The organism is Flavobacterium sp. RHBU_24, assembly GCF_046613695.1.
Taxonomy (GTDB): Bacteria; Bacteroidota; Bacteroidia; order Flavobacteriales; family Flavobacteriaceae; genus Flavobacterium.
The window spans coordinates 43007-63680 of record NZ_JBKJHD010000021.1 but is presented as its reverse complement, the minus strand read 5'-3'; the positions used below and the strand labels follow the sequence as shown (position 1 = coordinate 63680).

General features: G+C 44.7%; 16 protein-coding genes. 9 read left to right on the top strand and 7 right to left on the bottom strand.

Features of this window, described 5'->3' with window-relative positions:
- Window positions 1–56: 56 nt before the first annotated feature.
- Window positions 57–1070, bottom strand: a complete 1014-nt coding sequence (locus ACLI09_RS16155; RefSeq protein ID WP_411420677.1) for a 3-oxoacyl-ACP synthase III family protein — start codon at window positions 1068–1070, stop codon at window positions 57–59.
- A 96-nt stretch (window positions 1071–1166) separates the two neighbouring features.
- Window positions 1167–2126 (bottom strand): ABC transporter ATP-binding protein, encoded by a 960-nt coding sequence (locus ACLI09_RS16150; protein ID WP_411420676.1) that lies wholly within the window; start codon window positions 2124–2126, stop codon window positions 1167–1169.
- Between the two features lie 258 nt (window positions 2127–2384).
- On the opposite strand from ACLI09_RS16150, the gene ACLI09_RS16145 reads away from it, so the two are divergent.
- Window positions 2385–3005: a hypothetical protein gene (locus tag ACLI09_RS16145; protein ID WP_411420675.1), complete on the top strand. Its 621-nt coding sequence runs from the start codon at window positions 2385–2387 to the stop codon at window positions 3003–3005.
- 79 nt (window positions 3006–3084) lie between these two features.
- Here ACLI09_RS16145 and ACLI09_RS16140 read toward each other — a convergent pair whose 3' ends face one another.
- Window positions 3085–3789, bottom strand: a complete 705-nt coding sequence (locus ACLI09_RS16140) for an OmpA family protein (RefSeq protein ID WP_411420674.1) — start codon at window positions 3787–3789, stop codon at window positions 3085–3087.
- Between the two features lie 29 nt (window positions 3790–3818).
- A complete protein-coding gene (locus ACLI09_RS16135) occupies window positions 3819–4274 on the bottom strand; it encodes a lipocalin family protein (protein ID WP_411420673.1) in 456 nt (151 codons plus the stop codon).
- A gap of 344 nt (window positions 4275–4618) precedes the next feature.
- Between ACLI09_RS16135 and htpG the strand changes: the two genes are divergently transcribed.
- The 3 genes from htpG (at window position 4619) to ACLI09_RS16120 (ending at window position 7780) form a co-directional block, all read left to right on the top strand.
- The gene (htpG, locus tag ACLI09_RS16130; RefSeq protein WP_411420672.1) at window positions 4619–6505 is read left to right on the top strand and encodes a molecular chaperone HtpG; all 1887 of its coding nucleotides are present in this window, start codon (window positions 4619–4621) and stop codon (window positions 6503–6505) included.
- Between the two features lie 131 nt (window positions 6506–6636).
- A complete protein-coding gene (locus ACLI09_RS16125; RefSeq protein ID WP_411420671.1) occupies window positions 6637–7410 on the top strand; it encodes a Fic family protein in 774 nt (257 codons plus the stop codon).
- A gap of 40 nt (window positions 7411–7450) precedes the next feature.
- Window positions 7451–7780, top strand: a complete 330-nt coding sequence (locus ACLI09_RS16120) for a hypothetical protein (protein ID WP_411420670.1) — start codon at window positions 7451–7453, stop codon at window positions 7778–7780.
- A 67-nt stretch (window positions 7781–7847) separates the two neighbouring features.
- Here ACLI09_RS16120 and ACLI09_RS16115 read toward each other — a convergent pair whose 3' ends face one another.
- Window positions 7848–8384, bottom strand: a complete 537-nt coding sequence (locus tag ACLI09_RS16115) for a pyridoxamine 5'-phosphate oxidase family protein (protein WP_411420669.1) — start codon at window positions 8382–8384, stop codon at window positions 7848–7850.
- A 224-nt stretch (window positions 8385–8608) separates the two neighbouring features.
- Window positions 8609–11020, bottom strand: a complete 2412-nt coding sequence (locus ACLI09_RS16110; RefSeq protein ID WP_411420668.1) for a TonB-dependent receptor domain-containing protein — start codon at window positions 11018–11020, stop codon at window positions 8609–8611.
- Between the two features lie 332 nt (window positions 11021–11352).
- Between ACLI09_RS16110 and argS the strand changes: the two genes are divergently transcribed.
- The 5 genes from argS (at window position 11353) to ACLI09_RS16085 (ending at window position 19419) form a co-directional block, all read left to right on the top strand.
- On the top strand, window positions 11353–13137 hold the full coding sequence (gene argS, locus ACLI09_RS16105; RefSeq protein ID WP_411420667.1) for an arginine--tRNA ligase: 1785 nt from the start codon (window positions 11353–11355) through the stop codon (window positions 13135–13137).
- Between the two features lie 20 nt (window positions 13138–13157).
- The gene (locus ACLI09_RS16100; RefSeq protein ID WP_411420666.1) at window positions 13158–14819 is read left to right on the top strand and encodes a hypothetical protein; all 1662 of its coding nucleotides are present in this window, start codon (window positions 13158–13160) and stop codon (window positions 14817–14819) included.
- Window positions 14812–16251 (top strand): LysM peptidoglycan-binding domain-containing protein, encoded by a 1440-nt coding sequence (locus ACLI09_RS16095; RefSeq protein ID WP_411420665.1) that lies wholly within the window; start codon window positions 14812–14814, stop codon window positions 16249–16251. The genes ACLI09_RS16100 and ACLI09_RS16095 overlap by 8 nt, the downstream gene beginning before the upstream one ends.
- Window positions 16251–17918, top strand: a complete 1668-nt coding sequence (locus ACLI09_RS16090; protein WP_411420664.1) for an MBOAT family O-acyltransferase — start codon at window positions 16251–16253, stop codon at window positions 17916–17918. Before ACLI09_RS16095 ends, ACLI09_RS16090 begins: the two co-directional genes overlap by 1 nt.
- Before the next feature lie 115 nt (window positions 17919–18033).
- A complete protein-coding gene (locus tag ACLI09_RS16085) occupies window positions 18034–19419 on the top strand; it encodes a peptide-N-glycosidase F-related protein (RefSeq protein ID WP_411420663.1) in 1386 nt (461 codons plus the stop codon).
- Between the two features lie 124 nt (window positions 19420–19543).
- Here the strand turns inward: ACLI09_RS16085 and ACLI09_RS16080 are convergent, their stop codons facing one another.
- A complete protein-coding gene (locus tag ACLI09_RS16080; protein ID WP_411420662.1) occupies window positions 19544–20659 on the bottom strand; it encodes an endonuclease in 1116 nt (371 codons plus the stop codon).
- Window positions 20660–20674: the final 15 nt, after the last annotated feature.

The following is a 20674-nucleotide window of genomic DNA, read 5'->3' as shown; positions in this document are numbered from 1 at the left end:
GGCGGTATGAGTGAAGCTCAATCTGAAATCTGAAATCTAAAATCTTCAATCAAAATCTACCACCGTATCACCGCGCTCCCCCAGGTAAAGCCACTGCCAAAGGCGGCCAGTATCACCAGGTCACCATCTTTGATTTTACCCAGTTCCAAGGCCTCGGTTAATGCTATAGGCACCGATGCCGCCGTGGTATTGCCGTATTTCATAATGTTGTTGTGAATCTTATCATCCGGCAGCTGAAATTTGTGTTGAATAAATTGCGCTATCCTTAGGTTAGCCTGGTGCGGGATAAGCATATCAATATCGGCTACGGAAAGCTTGTTTGCAGCCAGGCCTTCGCTAACCACCTCTGCAAGGCGCTGCACAGCATTTTTAAAAACAAACTGTCCGTTCATATAGGGGTAGTAGCTAGTATCGTCAGGGTCGTTATCGGCAATAATGTCTGTTACCCAGCGGCGGCCCATGCCGGGTGCGGTAAGGCTAAGCTCTTCGGCATACTGGCCCTCGCTGTGCAGGTGGGTAGAGAGTATGCCTTTAGTAAGGTCTTCTTCGCGGCTAAGTACCGCAGCGCCGGCGCCATCACCAAAGATAACCGATACATTGCGCCCCCTGGTGGTCATATCCAGCCCCGTGCTGTGAAGCTCAGAGCCTATAACCAGTATGTTTTTGTACATGCCTGTTTTTATAAACTGGTCTGCTACCGAAAGGGCATATAAAAATCCCGAACACTGGTTGCGCACATCGAGCGCGCCCACGGTACGGGCCATGCTCAGGTCGCGCTGCACCAGCACGCCCGGCCCCGGAAAGTAATAATCAGGGCTAAGGGTAGCAAATATTATAAAGTCGATATCATCCTTATCTATACCGGCGCGCTCAAGGGCCGCTTTAGCAGCTTTAACGCCCATGGTTGTGGTAGTGTCGCCGTCGCCTTTAATAACATGCCTCCGCTCCTGTATGCCCGTGCGTTCCTGTATCCAGGCATCATTGGTTTCCATTATCAGGCTCAGGTCATCATTGGTAACCACATTCTCCGGGACATAATATCCCAGGCCGGAAATTTTTGAATGATACATTAATTGTATTTTTTAAAATTATCTACCCAAATTTAAAACATTCTTAAAAATTGACTGTTTAAATTAACCCTTTTTTAAACTTTTTGATAAATTTGATTAACCAAAAGCATTCCTGTTTACAGCCAGCGTTACTTCGGCATTCGCCGGAAGCTCTTTATAATGGTCAAAGAATATAACCTGCCTGCCTAACGCCGCCTTAACCAGGTAATGGCTGCCTTTAAAATAACATTGCTTTACGGTAACGGTAAGCGGGCCGTTTTCGGCTACTAAAAGTTGGTGGGGGTACAGCAATACGGTTTCATCTGCATTTTGCGTAAGTGTAAGCAGCTCCAGTTTTATTTCATTAACCTCACCAAATAAAGAGGCCGCATATTTATCTTTCGGCTTGTAGTACAACTCCCTACTTGGGCCTTTGTCTACTACCCGCCCGTTTTTTAGCACTATGGTTTCATCTGCAAACGAGAGTGCGTCGGTACTGTCGTGCGTAGCTACAATCACGGTTACATTTTTGCTTTTAAGGTAGGCAAAAAGGTTACGCCTTAGCGCGTTTTTCCTAAAGTTGTCTATATGGCTAAAGGGCTCGTCGAGCAGCAACACTTCAGGTTCCAGCGCTAAAACTTTTGCCAGTGCTATGCGCTGCTGCTGCCCACCGCTCAGGTATTTTACTTTTCTGTCGGCAAAGGCCTCCATCTCTACAATCTGCAACAGCTCCTGTATGCGCTGCTGCTTTTGTTCCTGGTAAATGTTGCTTAAAAAAGCCCCCACGTTTTCGGCAGCGGTAGTATAGGGCATCAGGTCAAAGTCCTGCGCCAGGTATTTCATGTAGGGCATGCCGGGCACCAGGTTGTATTTAGGACCCGTTACCGCTTCTCCTTTATAGGTTATAGCCCCGGCATCGGTATCATACAGCCCATATATCAGTTTAAGGAGCGTGCTTTTACCGCAGCCGCTTTCGCCAATAACGGCAATGTTTTGCCCGGACTTAACCGAAAACGTAATGTTATGCAATATTGTGGTTTCGGTATAACCGAATGAAATATCTTTAAGTGCAAGCATGCCTGAGTTATTATCCTGCAAAAATATTCAATTAATCAGTATAACCCGCCGCATATATAAAATAAGGGCGTAAACAATATGCTTACGCCCTTAAAAACCTAACCAATAAAATAAAACACACAAATTTTAAATTTTTTCCTTTTCATAATAATCAATCCCACAACCATATATACGTAACTTTTGTGGTTACGGTTTTAGGGTATGAGTGCCTGAAACTGTTTTTGTAGTATATTTACTTAATTTTTAATATTACTGGCCATGGCTAAAAAAATCTTATTTATTTTCATGTTTGTAGCAAGCAATATAGCTGCACAGGTAAACAGCCACGACCAGTACTCATTTGAAGGTGGTTATGGTTTAGGTATTTCCGGCAAGCCGGGTATAACGCAGCTATCGCATTTTGATGTTGGTTTCCGTTATATGATTACAGAATACTGGGGCGTAAAATTTGACTTTGGATCAGATCAGTTTCGCACAGATAAAGAAGGCTACGAGCAGGAAATAGGCACTGATTACAGGCGTTTGTCATTTAATGTTGTAAATAACCTGGGCCGTGAAATAAACATGAGGGGAAACCTTGGCCTGCTGGCACATGCGGGTTTTGGTTACTCGTGGATAAAACCCGTAGGGGTGTCTACTATTGACCAGGTGGACAGCATAGGAAATGTTATAATAGGTATTACACCACAGTATTATATTATAAAAAATATTGCCCTGCATGCTGACGTGGCTTATATTGTGAACTTTTCGCAGCACAAGGACTTTGACGGCTTTTCCCGCTATACCGGGGTAAAAAGCTTTGTAGGCGGACTGGCAAATGTATCGGTGGGGATAACATTTTACTTTGGCCCTAATGGTTCTAACGCAGACTGGCGGTAAAAAATGTATTAAAAAAAATGTATAAAATAAAGAAGGCTGCACTCATAGAGGCAGCCTTGCTTGTTTTTGGTGTTATATGTTATTGCTTTTGGGCTTCGGCCTCAGCATCATGTACCATTTTTTCATTGGCAGTTATAGCAAACTCTACACGCCTGTTTTTTGCCATTCCTTCTTTGGTAGTGTTGTCTGCAATGGGATCAGCTTCCCCTTTACCTGCGGTTACAAACCTGCTAGATTTAAGTCCCTTACCGCTAAGGTAACTCATTACGCTGGCGGCCCTTTGCTCACTAAGTTTTTGGTTGTACTCATCTGAACCAGAACTATCGGTATAGCCGTATATGTTTATATTAGTATCAGGATATTCATTAAATACCGGTACCAGTTTATCAAGGTTAGCTTTTGCGGTAGGGGTTAATGTCGACTTGTTTAGGTCAAAATTTACCGAGTTTTCGCCCAGGGTAAGTTTAATACCTTCGCCTACGCGTTCTACCTCTGCACCCGGCAGGGCGGTTTCTATTTTTTGTGCCTGTTTGTCCATACGGTTGCCTATAACGCCACCGGCAGCTCCACCTACTACACCACCTATAATGGCTCCCAGCGCTGTATTACCGCCTTTGCCAAGGTTGTTGCCCAGTACCCCGCCTATTACGGCACCCGATGCTGCGCCTATGGCCACACCACGCTGGGTGTTATTTGTGTTTTTAGCTGCCTCGCATGAAGTAAAGCTAATGCTTATACTGCCCACAAATGCTACTGTAAGGGCAATGATTTTTAAATTTCTCATAACGTAATATTTATTGTTTTATTCGATTATTATATTTTGCTGAAGTTGTAAGTAACGGCTACTGTTTTACCGCCTACCGATATATTATCTACCAGTTGGAAAGAGGTTTCGGTTTGGTTTTGCATGGTAAGCATATAGCCTTCGGTTACCCTTTTGGCTTTTTGCCCGTCGGTAATTTTCAGGTTAAAAGTACCATCCTTAGTAACAGTCCATACAATAGGGCTGCTAAAGCTTGGGCATCCGGATCCCATGCTGTTTAAGGTAAGGCTCCCTTTATTATTGTTTGAAATAAAATTCCAGCTGCTGCCTTCAAGGCATTTCGAGTCGGCAATGTCAAAAGAAGTTACTTTTATGTATTCAGAACCTGGGTAAGTAACACTGCTTATAACCCAGTTTCCTTTAAGGGCTACCTGAGATTTTTGGTTTAACGAACCGCACGATGCAAATACTGCAAGCATAAGGCATAAGGATAATAACTTTTTCATGGTATAATTTGAGTTTTAGTATTATGAGTTTACATTATATAACAGGATAAAGGTACAGCGTTTACAGGGAGAATAGCAACAACCAAGCCAAAAAATTAACAGGAATAAATTTATGTTTACGTTAATAAGACAGGGAGTTTTTGTGTAAAATATTTGATTTTAAAGACAAATCAGTATACCGAAATTTGCGGGAGCACCATATTAATCTTTTCTTAAAGAAATATTTCTTTAACAATTGAGGTTTGTGCCTAACATACCGTAGTGTCAATTTGTCATTATATATGCTTTGGTATCTTATTTGACTGGATAAGGCAAATCATACAATTAAACAAAAAGCATATACTATGACAACAGGAAAAATTAATGTTTCGGTAGAGAACATCTTTCCCTTAATCAAGAAATTTTTATACAGCGACCACGAAATCTTTTTACGTGAGCTGGTAAGCAACGCCACCGATGCTACCCTTAAGCTTAAGCACCTTACTAATATAGGAGAGGCTGCGGTAGAATATGGCAACCCGGTAATATCGGTTGAGGTAGATAAGGAGGCTAAACAACTACGCATTATCGACCAGGGGCTTGGCATGACAGGCGAAGAGGTAGAAAAGTACATCAACCAGGTGGCATTTTCGGGTGCGGAGGAGTTTTTAGAAAAATATAAAGACTCTGCCAAAGATTCAGGCATTATCGGCCATTTCGGGCTTGGCTTTTATTCTGCCTTTATGGTTGCGGAGAAAGTTGAGATTATTACAAAATCATACAAAGACGAACCGGCGGTGCACTGGGTGTGCGACGGCAGCCCTGAGTTTACCCTGGAGCCATCGGACAAAACAACCCGCGGCACTGAGATTATCCTGCACATTGCCGAAGACAGCACCGAGTTCCTTGAAGAATACCGCATTCGCGAATTGCTTACCAAGTACAACAAGTTTATGCCGGTGCCTATTAAATTTGGCACTAAAACGCAAACCCTCCCTAAACCGGAAGACGCGGGCGATGATTATGTAGCCGAAACTGTTGAAGTAGACAACATCATAAACAACCCCACACCGGCCTGGACAAAACAGCCTGCAGACCTTACTGACGAAGATTATAAAGCGTTTTACCACGAGCTGTACCCTACGCAGTTTGAAGAGCCGCTGTTTAACATCCACCTTAATGTAGATTACCCGTTTAACCTTACCGGTATCTTGTACTTTCCTAAACTGTCGGGCGACCTGCAGGTGCAGAAAGACAAGATACAACTGTACCAAAACCAGGTATTTGTTACCGATAATGTAGAGGGCATAGTACCCGAGTTCCTTACCATGCTGCGCGGTGTTATCGACAGCCCGGATATTCCGCTTAACGTGTCTCGCTCTTACCTTCAGGCCGATGGCGCTGTTAAAAAAATAAGCAACTACATTACCCGTAAGGTTGCCGATAAACTAAAGTCGCTTTTCAGCGAAAACCGTGAGGATTTTGAAGCCAAGTGGAACGACATCAAGATAGTGCTGGAATATGGTATGCTGAGCGAGCCTAAATTCTATGAGAAAGCTGGCGCGTTTGTGCTGTACCCTACGGTTGACGGAAAATATTTTACGCTTGATGAGCTTAAAGAAAACCTTGCCGCAACCCAGACCGATAAAAACGGCAAGCTGGTATTGCTGTACGCGAGCAACAAAGACACCCAGCACGGCTATATTGCCGAGGCTACCGAGAAAGGTTATGAGGTATTGTTGTTAGACAGCCCTATTGTAAGTCACCTAATCCAGAAGCTGGAGGCCGATAACGATAACCTTACGTTTGCCCGTGTGGATGCCGAGAACATCGACAAGCTTATTGATAAAGACGAGGCGCAGCTGAGTAAACTGAGTGATGAAGAAAAAGACACGCTGAAAGGCCAGATTGAAGCCATAGTACCGAAGCAAACTTATACGGTACAGCTGGAGGCCATGGACAGCAACAGCGCGCCGTTCCGCATTACGCAGCCGGAGTTTATGCGCCGTATGAAGGAGATGAGCCAGAGCGGCGGCGGCGGTATGTTTGGTATGGGCAACTTCCCCGATATGTATAACCTTGTGGTAAATACTAACAGCCCGCTTGCCGGCAGTATTTTGACTACCGATGATGCTACGCAGCGCGAAGCCCTGGTTAAACAGGCGCTTGACCTTGCCAAACTGAGCCAGAACCTGTTGAAAGGCGAGGAGCTTACCGCGTTTGTAAAGAGGAGCTTTGAGCTGATTAAATAAAGATTGCTAGATGTGAGATACTAGATGATAGCTGCTCACTCATAATATAACCCGTGGCTGAAAGGCTGCGGGTAAAAAACAGTCATCCTGAGCGTGTCGAAGGGTGGCTGTTTTTTGTTTATATTTGGTTTATGGAACAAAACCTTCAGATACTGCCGGGCAGCTTATTGCAATTGTATAAAGAACAATTTGATGCCGCTACTGAAGGCCATTTTAAAAACCTTCAGGAAAGCGAACTAAGCACCGGCACCTTTAGTTTTTACACCTCGGTTTCGGCGGTGTTTTCATCTAAAATTGAAGGAGAGGAAATGGATTTGGACAGCTTTATAAAACACAAACGCTTGGGTGTGCACTACAAACCGGACTATACCCAAAAGATTGACGACCTGTACAGTGCCTATGAATTTGCCGCAGAAAATCCGCTAACTGCAGATAATGTATTATTGGCACACGCATTGCTTACCAGGAATATACTACACCCGACGAAACAGGGGCGCTTTAGGAACGGGCCTATGTTTGTAATTACTGATGATGGCAAAATAGAATATGTAGCAGCCGAACCTGCTATGGTTCCGGGCGAAATGGAAAAATTTTATCAGGATTTAGAAATCCTTATGAATGAAAATTTATCTTTTGCCGAAGTGTTTTATTATGCTGCCATGCTGCATCTCGTTTTTGTAAAAATCCACCCCTTTGAAGACGGTAACGGGCGTACCGGGAGGCTGCTCGAAAAATGGTTTTTAGCCGAAAAACTGGGTAGTAGAGCCTGGTTTATACAATCGGAAAAAAATTATTACAATAACCATAAGCTTTATTACCACAATTTAAGAGCGCTGGGCCTTGAATATACTGAACTTGATTATGGTAAAGCATTACCGTTTTTGCAAATGTTGCTCACGACTTAAAGCAGGCTGATTAATTCCAGACATATAAAACTGAATATAAATGACCCTACCCGAACTCATAACCTACTTTAAAAGCGACGACAACACCTACGATGATTTTTGCAAAATGCAACGGTTAGACTGCGACGCCGATGCGGTTGAAATTTATATGCCCAAGCCTTTTGGTTTAAACGGTAAGCTGGAGTTTTTCACGGCAGATGAAACCGCCGGTAAAGCAGAATACAGCTACAATGGCAGCGAGTTTTACAGCCTGTTTAATTTTTACTACTTTCTCAATGCGGTAAAAGATTCAGAGAGGCCGGAAAACAGATCGCTTACAGAAATTGACCTCGCGCTGCGCCTGCTGGGCAACGCCGGTAGGGAAGGGTAAAAAATAAAAAGTTTTGGCACAAATGATATATCCGCGCCAAAACTTTCAACTTTTCACTTTCAACTTTTTAAGGTCTTATTTCGCCTTCAATACTGTCATCAAGGGTTTTGCCCAGTATTGCGCCGGTTACCATTTTAGCAAAGGCAACGGCTGTACCGTGTTTAGTATCCCAGTAGTAGCCTTCAGTAGGGGTAAAGCGCAGTACGGTAATGCGCGGGTCGTCGATACCCTCAGTAAACCAGGTTTTCATCAACGGGTCCCATAATTCTTTAATCTTTTCTTTATCAGTACTTATCGTTGTGTAACCATAAAGAGAAAGAAAATCACTGTGCGCGCCACCCTGAAACAGTAACTGAGTCGATGGGTCGCGATTTAGCTCTTCGTTTTTATGGGAGTCATTAGCACTTAAAAACCAGAAGTTGCCTTCCTCGTCAATTTCTTCGGCACCCATAGGGCGTGTTTCAAATGCCTTACCGGTAGTTATCTGGGTGCAGAAAAAGCACGAACCTGCTTTTTTAGCCAAAGATTTTATCTTTTCAATCGCTTCAGGCCCCACAAGGTTTTTAAAATTGTCTTCGGGCTGTTGTTTGTTAATCGAGTCCATAATGTATAGCTGTTTATTTGTTGTAGAGTAAAGTTAACAGCATCAGCGTTATACAATTGTTAGCAATTAGCCAAATAACACGATATTAATAGTTTGTAACTAATTTTCTTTTGTGGTTAGGTCAAAAAAGTAAGCCCCGGCAATTGCCGGGGCTTACAACCTAAAAAATCTGATATGAGAAAACGCATTGTTAGTGCCAGAGTTAAGGCAGGGTAGGGCGGGGTTTAAAACATGCCGCCGCTTCCCTGTGTGGTGTTGTCTTCGCGCTGCCTGCGCTGCATGGCCCTGTTTTTTCCGGCGCCAAACATATAGTTTATTCCAAAATATACCGTGCGGCTCTCCCAGCGGAACTCGCCCTCCTGCGGGAAAGGGTTGGTACTGTCATAACCATAGCGCATGTTCTTAAACATGTCGTTAAAGCGCAGGCTAAGGGTCATCTTATTGTCCAGCAGCGTGTAGCGTGCGCCGCTGTCTATTTTATACATAGGGTGGCTGTTGTTCTGCACACCGTCTACACCGCCGCGGTAAAACCCAAACAGCAAAAAGCTAAGGCGCTGGTTTACTCTAAAGTTGCTGTTAAGGCGGGCGTTAAACGCGTTAGCATTTACCGTTTTGTTTACAAACACAAAGTCGGTATCAGAGCCCTCTGCAAGCTGCGCCACAGTACCCTGCTGCGAGATGCTGTTAAAGTCGATGGCCGGCTGCACATCCCACCATTTATTTATTTTATAGTTTGCCGAAACCTCAAAGCCATACGAGTCATTGTGGCCAAAGTTAGCATAGCTCATAATCTGGTCCTGGGTATCGGGTGTGGTTTCATCGGGGTAAATAACACGGTTTATCTGGTTGTCTATCAGCCTGTAAAACACACCGCCGGTTATTGAAGAACCTTTGCCCAGTGTCCGGGTATAGTTTGCCTCAACCGAGTTAGTAAACTGCGGCTCCAGCCTCTGGTTGCCCAGCGAGGTAAACTGTGGCGTGCTAAACTCCCGTACCGGCTTGGTTTGCTGCAGGCTGGGGCGGTCTACACGGCGGCTGTAGCTTATCTGTACCGTGTTGTTATCGTTTATGGCATACGAGGCGAATGCTGACGGGTACAGTGTAAAATATTTGTTTTCAAAGGTACTATCACCCCTGTTAAAGTCGGCATACGCCTTAAAATGCTCCGCGCGAAGCCCCAGCTGGTAACTGAACTTGCTAAATTTTTGCCCGAAGGTGGCATACGCCGAATAAATGTCGTTATCATAGCTGTATACCGAGTTTTGCAACGCCGGATTCGCGAGGATACGGGTGGTTTGATACTCATTGTCGCTGCGGATAAGCCTTGCCTCGGCGCCTGCCTCAAACGTACTCTTATCGTTCAGCGGGTTAACGTAATCAAGGTTAGCGGTAATATTCTGGTTTTTGTCCAGCACATCATCATTGTAAAATACAGGCGCGGCCGTACCGGTTGTAGTGGTATAATCGGCATTCTGGGTTTCTTTGGTTGTATTATAGTTAGTTTCAAAATCCAGTGTATGGCCATCCTTTTTAAACTTATGCTTGAAGGCCAGGTTGTAGCTGTTGTTATAGTTGTCGCCGTTTAAGCTATTGTCCTGGTAGATGTTTTCAAAGGGGCTGCCCGCCGGGTAGGTTATATTGCTTAGTATAGAGGCATCGCCACTGCCCTGGTTTTGATTGGTGTATACCGAGAGTGTATTGAAATCATTTATATAATAATCCATGCCTACCTTACCCAGGAAGCCGGTATTGTCGTTAACCACATCTATGAGAGTGTGCGCATTGGTATCAAAACGCTGCATATTTCCACCGTTAAAATATTTGCCTCCGTTAGTGCCGGCATTAGCAAAAAAGTTAACCTTACCTGTGCGGTAGTTCATATCAAGTGAGTTATTGTACTTGGGTGTTTCGCCAAAGGTAAGCCCGGCATTAAAGCTGCCGTTAAAACCGTCGTTAGCGTTTTTGTTCAGGATGATGTTTATAATACCACTCATCCCTTCAGGGTTATATTTGGCGCTGGGGCTGGTTATCAGCTCTATCTTTTTTATCGAGGTGCTGGGAATCTGCTTTAGCAATGTAGCGGCATCCATGGTAGTGGGGCGGCCATCAATAAGGATGCGCACATTCTGGTTGCCACGCAACGATATGTTACCGTCCTGGTCTACGTTTACCGATGGTATATTGTTCATAATCTCGCTGGCGGTGGCACCGGCGGTGGTAAGGTCGCGGCCCACGGTTATTACCTTGCGGTCTATTTTTTGCTCTATGGTGCTGGTTTCTTTTATAATCTCTACGGTATCAAGCGTGGTTGCCTCTTCGGTAAGGGCTATGGTGCCCAGGTTAAGCGATGGCCTGGCTGCGGTAAGCGCCGCGGTAACGGTCTGGGTTTTAAAGCCCATAAATACTACTTCAACCTTATAGCTTTTCAGGGGGAGGTTTTTTACGGTAAAATTACCATCGTCGGTAGCAACATCGCTGGCTACGGTAGTGCCGTTATCTTTAACCACAATACTTACGTAGGGGAGGGCCTGGCCAGAGGCTTTATCGGTAATTTTTCCGGAAATACTACCCTGGGTCTGGGCAGCAATAGTCATGACACTTCCTAACAGCAGCATAAGCAACAGTTTAATCTTCATTGTACGTTTTTTAATTAGCACCTGCCTTTTGTCGGTCAAAACTCCCGGCAGGGAAATACTGATTGATGATGCTTATAAGACTAAGGGCAGCAGGGTTTGTTACAGTTTTTTTTGAAAAAATCGTAATTGGTTCATTTTTAAGCAATAAATCTATCTCTTCCGATAGCTATAAAAAGCCGATATGTTATTGCGAGACTGTACCCGTCCGCTGGCTGTCTCACCCTGGAGAGGCTGGGGTAGGGCCAAATCTTTAACGAATTTTTTAAAACGCTATCCCTTATTACCTTGGTAATTTATCATTATCTTTGCACGCTTTAAAAAACAAGACACCCATGGCTTTATCTCATATCATTACCAACCACATACAAAATGCGGCAACGGAACTGTTTGGCATCACCCTTGAAAAAGTGGAGCTTCAGGCAACCCGTAAGGATTTTGAGGGCGATATTACAATGGTTATTTTCCCGCTGCTAAAGCTGATAAAGGGCAACCCGGTAGAACTTGGCAACAAAATAGGGCAGTACCTGCTGGATAACGCCGGTATTGTAAGCAAGTTTAACGTGGTGGCAGGCTTCCTGAACCTGGTTATTGCCGACAGCTATTACATCAATTTTTTTAATGAGATGAAAGCCGGGGATAACTTTGGCTTTGTGCCGGTAAACGAAAACGGCAAAGCGGTAATGGTGGAGTACGCTTCGCCAAACACCAACAAGCCCCTGCACCTGGGCCACGTGCGTAATGTGCTGCTGGGCTATTCGGTAGCGCAGATAGTAAAGGCATCAGGCACTAAAGTATACAAAACACAGGTGGTTAACGACCGTGGCATACATATATGTAAGAGCATGCTGGCGTGGCAACGCTTTGGCAATGGCGAAACCCCCGAAACCAGCGGCCTTAAAGGCGATAAGCTGGTGGGTAAATATTATGTGGAGTTTGACCGTGCTTACAAAAACGAAATCAGCGCTATTGTTGCTGCCGGAGGTAGCGAGGAAGAAGCAAAAAAACAGGCCGAGATTATGCTTGCCGCGCAGGACATGCTCCGCAAATGGGAAGCAGGCGATGCTGAGGTTGTGGCCCTTTGGGAAACCATGAACGGCTGGGTATACAAAGGTTTCGACGCTACGTTTGAATCCATTGGTGTAGACTTCGATAAAAATTATTACGAAAGCAATACCTATTTATTAGGGAAAGATATAGTAGAGGATGGCCTTGCAAAAGGCGTGTTCTACCAAAAGGAGGACGGCAGCGTTTGGATAGACCTTACCCCTGACGGCCTTGACGAAAAACTTGTTTTGCGCAGCGATGGTACTTCGGTATACATTACGCAGGATTTAGGTACCGCCGTGCAGCGCGTTAAAGATTTTCCTGATGTGGGCGGTATGGTATATACCGTGGGCAACGAACAGGACTACCACTTTAAGGTGCTGTTCCTTATCCTAAAAAAACTGGGTTATGACTGGGCCAGCCACCTCTACCACCTGTCATACGGCATGGTAGACCTTCCTTCGGGAAAAATGAAAAGCCGTGAGGGTACCGTGGTAGATGCCGACGACCTGATGGACGAAATGACCGCCACCGCTAAGGCCATAGCCGAAGAGCTGGGCAAGCTGGATGACTACTCCGACGAAGAAAAAGCACGCCTGTATAAGATTATAGGCTTGGGTGCGTTAAAGTACTACATACTAAAAGTTGACCCTAAAAAACGCATACTGTTTGACCCTAAGGAGTCGGTAGATTTTGCGGGGAACACAGGGCCGTTCATACAATATACCTACGCAAGGATACAGTCGCTATTGCGCCGCGCGGATTTTGATACGTCGGTTACCTTAAGCGTGGAAGAGGTTAACCTGCACGAAAAAGAAAAAGAACTGCTTAAAATTGTAGCACAGTTTCCTGATGTTATACAAAACGCCGCGGCGGGCCACAGCCCGGCACTGGTGGCAAACTATGTATACGAACTGGTTAAGGAATACAATTCGTTTTACCAGAGCGTGCCGGTACTGGGTGCTGAGGTACATAACGAGAAAGTGTTTCGCATACAGCTGAGCAAAAAAGTGGGCGAGGTTATTAAATCGGCATTTGGGTTATTGGGCATCGGTGTGCCGGAACGCATGTAATTATTTATACAAACACGACTGTGAGCCAGGGCAAATCATACTTCTTTTCGGCATACATCATCATACTGGTATCGGTAGGGGCGATGTATGGCTTTATGCAAATCCTTCCCGATAAAATATTTCCCGAGACCGCGCTTAAGGGCAACAACGTGGCGGTAGACAGCCTGATGCTCGAAGCCATGGAAGCCGACAACGCAACCGGCGATACCGCTGCTAAAAAAGACACGCTTAACAACGCGAAGATTACCTATAAGGAAACCTATGGGGTAAAATTCCCCGCCGAGAAATTTGACGACTACAGGGGTTACCAGCACCTTATCGCGTTTTACAATAAGCTCCTCCAGCTCGAAAATACCGGACAGGGCAAAGTGCGTATTGCCTACTTTGGCGACTCCATGACCGATGGCGACCTTATTGTTAAAGACCTTCGTGCGGCCATGCAGGAGCGTTTTGGCGGCGAAGGCGTGGGCTTTGTAAACATCACCTCAGAGAGTGCGCAGTCGCGCGCCACGCTTACGCACCAGTTTAGCGACAACTGGAAAACCCAGAGCTACCTTAACGTTAAAAACCCCATAAGGCCGTTTGGCGTTAACGGGCGCGTGTTTTTTGTAAAGCACGATACCGTAAACCCGGCATGGGTGCGCTATAAGGCGGTTAATACCGCGCACATCAACTCGCTTAGCAGCCCGACGCTTTTTTACGGGCGCAGCGGCAATACCCAGGCAAGCTTGCGGGTTATTGTAGGTGGTGACACGATTACGAAAAAACTAAACCCGGCAAATCCCCTCAACACCCTTAAGTTGGGCGATAACTTTAAAGGATTTAAGGCCGATTTTATCAAGGCCGACAGCATACCGGTTTACGGCTTTAATTTTGATGATGGGCGTGGCGTGCATGTAGATAACTTTGGCACACGCGGCAACTCAGGCCTGCCCAACGCCAAACTGAATACCGCATTGATGAAAGCCTTTAATGATAAGCTGGGCTACGACCTTATAGTGCTGCACTATGGTACCAATGTACTGGGTAATGGCACGCTTAACTTTGGCTGGTATGAAAAACGCATGACCGAAGTGGTGAGCCACCTGCGCGAATGCTTCCCGGGTGTTACCATACTTATTATATCTACGGCAGATAAATCTAAAAAATATGGCACCGAAATGGTTACTGATTCGGCTGTCGTGCCTTTGGCCATGGCCCAAAAGCGCTATGCGGTAAATACTGAAAGTGCTTTTGTAAACCTGTATACGCTAATGGGGGGTAACGGCAGTATGATAAAGTGGGTGGAAGAAACCCCGTCGCTGGCTAATAAAGATTATACGCACTTTAACATGCGCGGGTCTAAAAAGGTATCGGGCTTTATATACGACCAGCTGTATTTTGGCTACCAGCAGTTTAAGGCCATGCGAAACGGCCAGCCATTGCCCGTAGAACCGCCTAAGCCTAAACGCGATACCACAAAACCCGCGGTAGACAGCGCCAAAGTACCACCTAAAAAGGCTAAGCCTGAAGTAAAGACACCAGCCGCTAAACCTGCGTTACCCAAATTTAATGAGGTAAAACCCGGCGTTAAAAATACACAGCCTGTTAAGGAGGTTAATAAGCCTGCAACGCCTGCCGAACAGATAAAACCGAAATCCGTAGAAGTGGCACCCGTAATAAAAGACACGTTACATGAATAAAACGATAACAGCCTTGTTGTTTTTGCTGCTGTCTTTTTTACAGGCATGCGGGCAGGTAGATACCGGTGAGGTGTTTATAGACAGCACTGCGGTAGATACCGTGGGTATAAACGATACTATTGATGTGTTGCTCCCCGATAATGTGATTACAAATACATCGGCGCTGAGCCTGTTTTATGAAAAGCTGTACCTTATGGAGCAGCAAAAGGCGGGCAAGATTAATATAGTACACATTGGCGACAGCCACATACAGGCCGACCTGATGACGAATTGCATACGCAAAAAGTTACAGGAGTTTTATGGCAACGGCGGGGCGGGGTTTACCTTCCCGCACCAGCTGGTAAAGACCAATGGCAGCTACAACACCCGCTTTAAAAGCAATGCCGGGTGGGACAGCCGCCGCAACATTTACCCTGTAGATAACAGCATACCCGTAGGCCTTAGCGGCATTGGGCTGCAAACCCGGCATAACTTTGCCGTAGAGCTGGATGTAAAAGACCCCGCGTATGCATTTAATACCCTAAAGATAATCACCCCCGGCAACCGGCCCATGTTTGATGTGGCAACCACGAGCCGCACCATAGTACTGGAAAGTACAGAGCCAAAAAAAATAACCCACCGCATTAAAAACGGCGAGGTTTTAGGAAGCATTGCCCGTAAATATGGCGTGAGTATAGCGGAGATAAAACGTGCTAACGGTATGAAAACCGACCGCATTCGCGCCGGCAAAACCCTGAAGATACCTACCGACCAAAGGGAAAGCCGTGAGGTAAGGCGATCTGAATTTGTGCCGCTTAGCCTGCAGGAAGACGCTCTTTCGCACTTTTACCACAGCGATAATGCCCTTGATAAAATATACCTGCTGCCTAACGAAGGCCAGTCGCCATACAGCCTGAGCGGCCTGGTGCTCGAAAATGATACACCAGGAGTGCTCTACCACAGCATAGGGGTTAACGGTGCCAAGGCATCTGATTTTAATAAGTACCCACTCTTCTTTGAACAGCTGCCTGCCCTGATGCCCGACCTTATTGTGGTGTCATTAGGTACTAACGAATCATTTGATAAGATGCCTGCTGAGGCGTATATAGTACAGCTAAATTTACTTTTGGCCAATATTAAAAAACACTGCCCCGAAGCAGCGGTTATTGTAATGACACCACCACCTTCGCAGTTTAAGCGCAAATATCCCAATACCATAGTAGCGTCTTACGCGAAGGAAATATTGGTGCAGGAAAGCAGTAAAAACTATGCCACGTGGGATTTGTTCAGTGAGATGGGCGGTGTACAGGGAGTGCCTCGCAATGCCAGGCGCGGCATTATAGGCGGCGACAGGGTGCACTATACAAAAGACGGTTACGAAAAGCAGGCGCGCCTTTTTTGCGATGCTTTTGTACGGGCGTATGATAATTTTAAAACCAACAGGAAAGAGTAATGCAGCTTAACGATTTTTTGCCGCAGATAACGCAGGATGATTTAATAAAGTGGTTTTTGTATGACGCTAAGGAGGGCATGTTTTTTAACACAGCCAAATTCCTGAGGCTGTTCCTTATTTTCTATGCCATATATATTGCCGTGCGCAATACCTTTAAGGTACGGCTTGTGGTTACGGCTGTGTTTTCGCTTTATTTTTATTACCTGTGCAGCGAGTGGCTTTTCCTGCTGCTGGTGCTTTCATCAGTGGTAGATTATACGCTGAGTTACTTCCTGTACCGTGAGCAGCGCACCATTCCCCGCAGGGTATATTTATGGTTCAGCGTTATTGTAAACCTTACGTTTTTAGGGTATTTTAAGTATACTAATTTTATACTCGACAGCGGCAACGCGCTTTTTGGGCTCCATACAAACTTTTATAAGATTATACTGCCGGTAGGTATTTCGTTTTATACTTTCCAGTCCATATCCTATATTATAGAGGTGTACCGCAAAGAAATTACCCCGGCGAAGGATTATATCGATTACCTTTTCTTTGTGTCTTTTTTTCCGCAGCTGGTGGCCGGGCCTATTGTAAGGGCTAAAGACTTTATACCCCAGATATATACTAAGCTCAACCTTACGCGAGACGATGTAAGCCGGGCGCTGTTCCTTATCATTGGCGGGCTTATCAAGAAAACTGTAATTGCCGATTATATTGCCTCAAACTTTGTAGACCGTATTTTTGACGCGCCAAACCTCTATACCCCATTTGAAAACCTTATGGCGGTTTACGGCTACGCGCTGCGTATTTACTGCGACTTTTCAGGCTATAGCGATATGGCTATAGGTATAGCGCTGCTACTGGGCTTTAAGCTGCCTACTAACTTTAATACGCCTTATAAATCGGCCTCCATAACCGAATTCTGGCGCAGGTGGCACATTTCGCTGTCTACCTGGCTAAAAGATTTTTTATACATATCGGTAGGGGGTAACCGCCACGGAAGTTTCGCGGGCTTTTTATTCCCGGCGCTGTTTTTCTTTGGGTTGCTGGTATTTGGGGTTAACTATGCACCTGTAAGCAATGTGCCCCTACTATTAGGCATCGCGGGGCTTGTTGTATTTTCCCTTACATTTTTGCTGAGCAAAGACCGCGAAAAAACCATGGTGACCAATGTTAACCTGCTTACTACCATGCTGCTTGGTGGCTTATGGCACGGCGCAAGCCTGCTGTTTATCATTTGGGGCGCGCTGCACGGCATTGCCCTGGCGGTACACAAAATATGGTCAGAATTTTTTCCTTCAACCACTACGGGTACCCATTCTGTGGGAGGTAAGGTATGGAAGTTTATATCTGTTGTGCTAACGTTTCACTTTGTGGCATTTTGCTGGATATTTTTTTGCTCTAAAACCTTTGCCGGTGCTATAGAGGTCATCACTAATATAGGCAAAGTTACCTTCGAGCCCCATAACTGGCTTACTATCATACAGGGTTATAAAAATGTATTTATACTCATGGCTATAGGCTATGCTTGGCACCTTATGCCCCAAAGTTTTTCAAACGGTTTGCAACAGGCGTTTTATAAAACACCACTTGTATTAAAAGGTATCATATTGGGGCTTGTGTTCTGGCTGGTTTATGCCGCATCTACCGCGGGGCCACAGCCGTTTATCTATTTTCAGTTTTAGATATAACATTTTAACAAAAATTCGTTGTTTTTAAATATTTATTGATATTAATATTAAATTTTCATCTATTTTATTAAATTTAAATTGGTAAATTACGCCTTTAAATTTTTTGGATATGAAGAAAACACTACTTACACTTTCTCTTTTAACATCGCTGTTTGCTTTTAAGGCAAAAGCGCAGGTTACCGTTCCTGTTTATGAAGATGCTATATATTATGGCATGTATGAAGGCACTGTAAGCACACCGGTTCCTGAAGGTGCCCAAAGAAACACTAACTCATCTTATGGTAAAAAGCTTACCGAAGAGCAAATAGCGTCTTTTGGCAGCAGCCTTACCCTTAACGTATCTGCAGCATCTAACTGTGATAATTATGACAGGATAGGTAATGTAAACCTGGCTTTTGTACCTAAAGGTGCAACGTCTTATAATTATACTGCTGTAGAGCGTATAGAGATAGCGCGTTTTATTACCCCGTTTATGGTACCGGACGGAAATGTATATGTTCCTTTTACCTGGGATGTTAGTAACGTGCTTGACATATTACATGATCCAGAACTTTCTACAACCTATGACTTTTGGGTGGAGCTTGAAATTTACGGATACCAGGGTGGCCCCGGCCAGGGTGGTGCAGCGGTAGAATATCCTGCAATATGCACCGGCAGGAATGACGTGTACAGGGGATCGCTTGAATTTGTTTCGGAAGGTACCTACGTGCCTAAAAATACTTATTTTGAAAAGCTTTCTCATAAATTTGAGCTTAAGGATTATGTACTGGCTACCGAAACTAATAACCAGGGAACTGATGAACTGAACGAAACCGTAAGGACCATACCTTTTACTGTGCCTGAAGGTGGAGCCACAAATGCCAAATTTTACTTTATTAATTCTAACCATGGTTCCGGAACTAACGGAGAAGAGTATGTAAGAAGGTGGCATTATGTTTTTCTTGATGGCGTGCAAAAGCTGTCTTACAGGCCGGGTGGTGTATCATGCGTACCATTTTTTGAGTACAATACACAGCCTAACTGCATCTATTACCTATGCGATGGTACAAGTAATACAAGGCCTGATACAAATAGCGCGTGGAGCTGGAACAACTGGTGCCCGGGCGACAAAATACCTACCAGGGTTATAAATCTGGGTGCGTTAACAGCCGGCGCTCACGAATTTAAAATTGATATTCCTTCAGCTGTATTTTTTAACAATGACGGTTATTTTCCCATGTCAGTTTATGTACAGGGTGAAACAGCAACAGCCGGTACAGACAGCTTTAACGGACTGTCTTTTACCATGTCACCTAATCCTGCTAAAGATATTGTTACCATCACTACAAACGGCGATGCAATACAATCTTTTTCGGTAATAAATACAATAGGGCAGGTAGTACTTAAAGGCAGTGGTACCAGCATTGATATGCGTAACCTGCAAAACGGTGTTTATATGGTAAAAGCCGAATTTAATAATGGCAGGCAGGCTACAAAAAAAATCGTGAAAGAATAAATTTTGTATTTAGTTTATGGTTGGGATTTTATTCTCTTAATCATGCCTTAAAATAGCCTACTATCATAAAAAAGAGGCTGCCTAAAATTTTTAGGCAGCCTCTTCAATTAAATATTATTCAGTATTAGTTAACTACTAATTTCTTCGTTTCGGTCTGGTTGCCGGTACTCATCTTTATTAGGTAGAGCCCGGTAGGCAGGTTAGTAAGCGTATATACCTTTGCAGTACTACTTTGCGGCTTACTGATGTGCTGAACCAGCTGGCCGTTAAGGTTGATAACCTGAATGTCTTCCAGCACAGTTTCGCTGTAAATATGTACCTCATGGTTTACCGCCGGGTTAGGGTACAATGAGAGGTTTGCGCTGAAGGTATTATCAGCACCGGCTATTGTGCCCCAAATTGTTGCAACATATTCCGGGTGGTCTATGTACGGGTTGCGGTTGTCCTGGCGGCCGTAAATGGCATTGTTACGGTCTATTTCGCGCTGGCTTACCGGGTCCTGAGCATGCCAGGTGAGCAGTATGTTTAAGAACGTATTAGAAAATGCGTGATTCTCGGTACCGTCAAACATGGCTTTTGTTTGTGTAGACGACTCGTTTACTGAAGTATAAAACCCATTAAGCTGTCCTTCATAACGTGTAGCAAAGTACAGGAACATGCGCGCTACATCGCCTTTAAATTCGTCAATAGGCTCAAAAACTACGCCTGTATAACCTGCCGAATAGCCGGAGTTGAGGTTGCTCCCTTTTTTAGAGCCATTGGTAAATATTTTAGTAGCGGTGCCCACCCTTCCAAAAGGGAAATTGCCTCGCTCGCCGTTTATATACTTATCGGTAGGCAATATAAAGTGTGCGTCGGAATACATGGGCGTTACCGAACTGAAATACGACTGCGGTATAACGTGCTCCCGGTTAAATTTCTGACCCTCAGCGGTACCGCCGCTGCCATCATCCTGCTGGTCTGAGCCATAGTAATATTCGTAAGAGTCAGGCCCTGAAGGCTTCTCCGAATAAATATCGAGTATAGAGCCGTTGTTTTCGTAGTATAAATCTTTATCAGAAAGTATAAAGGTGGTGTACAATCCCTGGTATCCTTGGTCAGTATGGCTGTCTATGATATTGTGCAGCTGGGTTTTAAGGGTATAGCCTGTACCGGTAGCCGTGTTATAGTATCCTGCCGGTATCTGCGCAAGTGCGCTTAACGAAACCAGTAGTGTAAAAAGGGTAGAAATTCTTTTCATATTAAAAAATTAAGC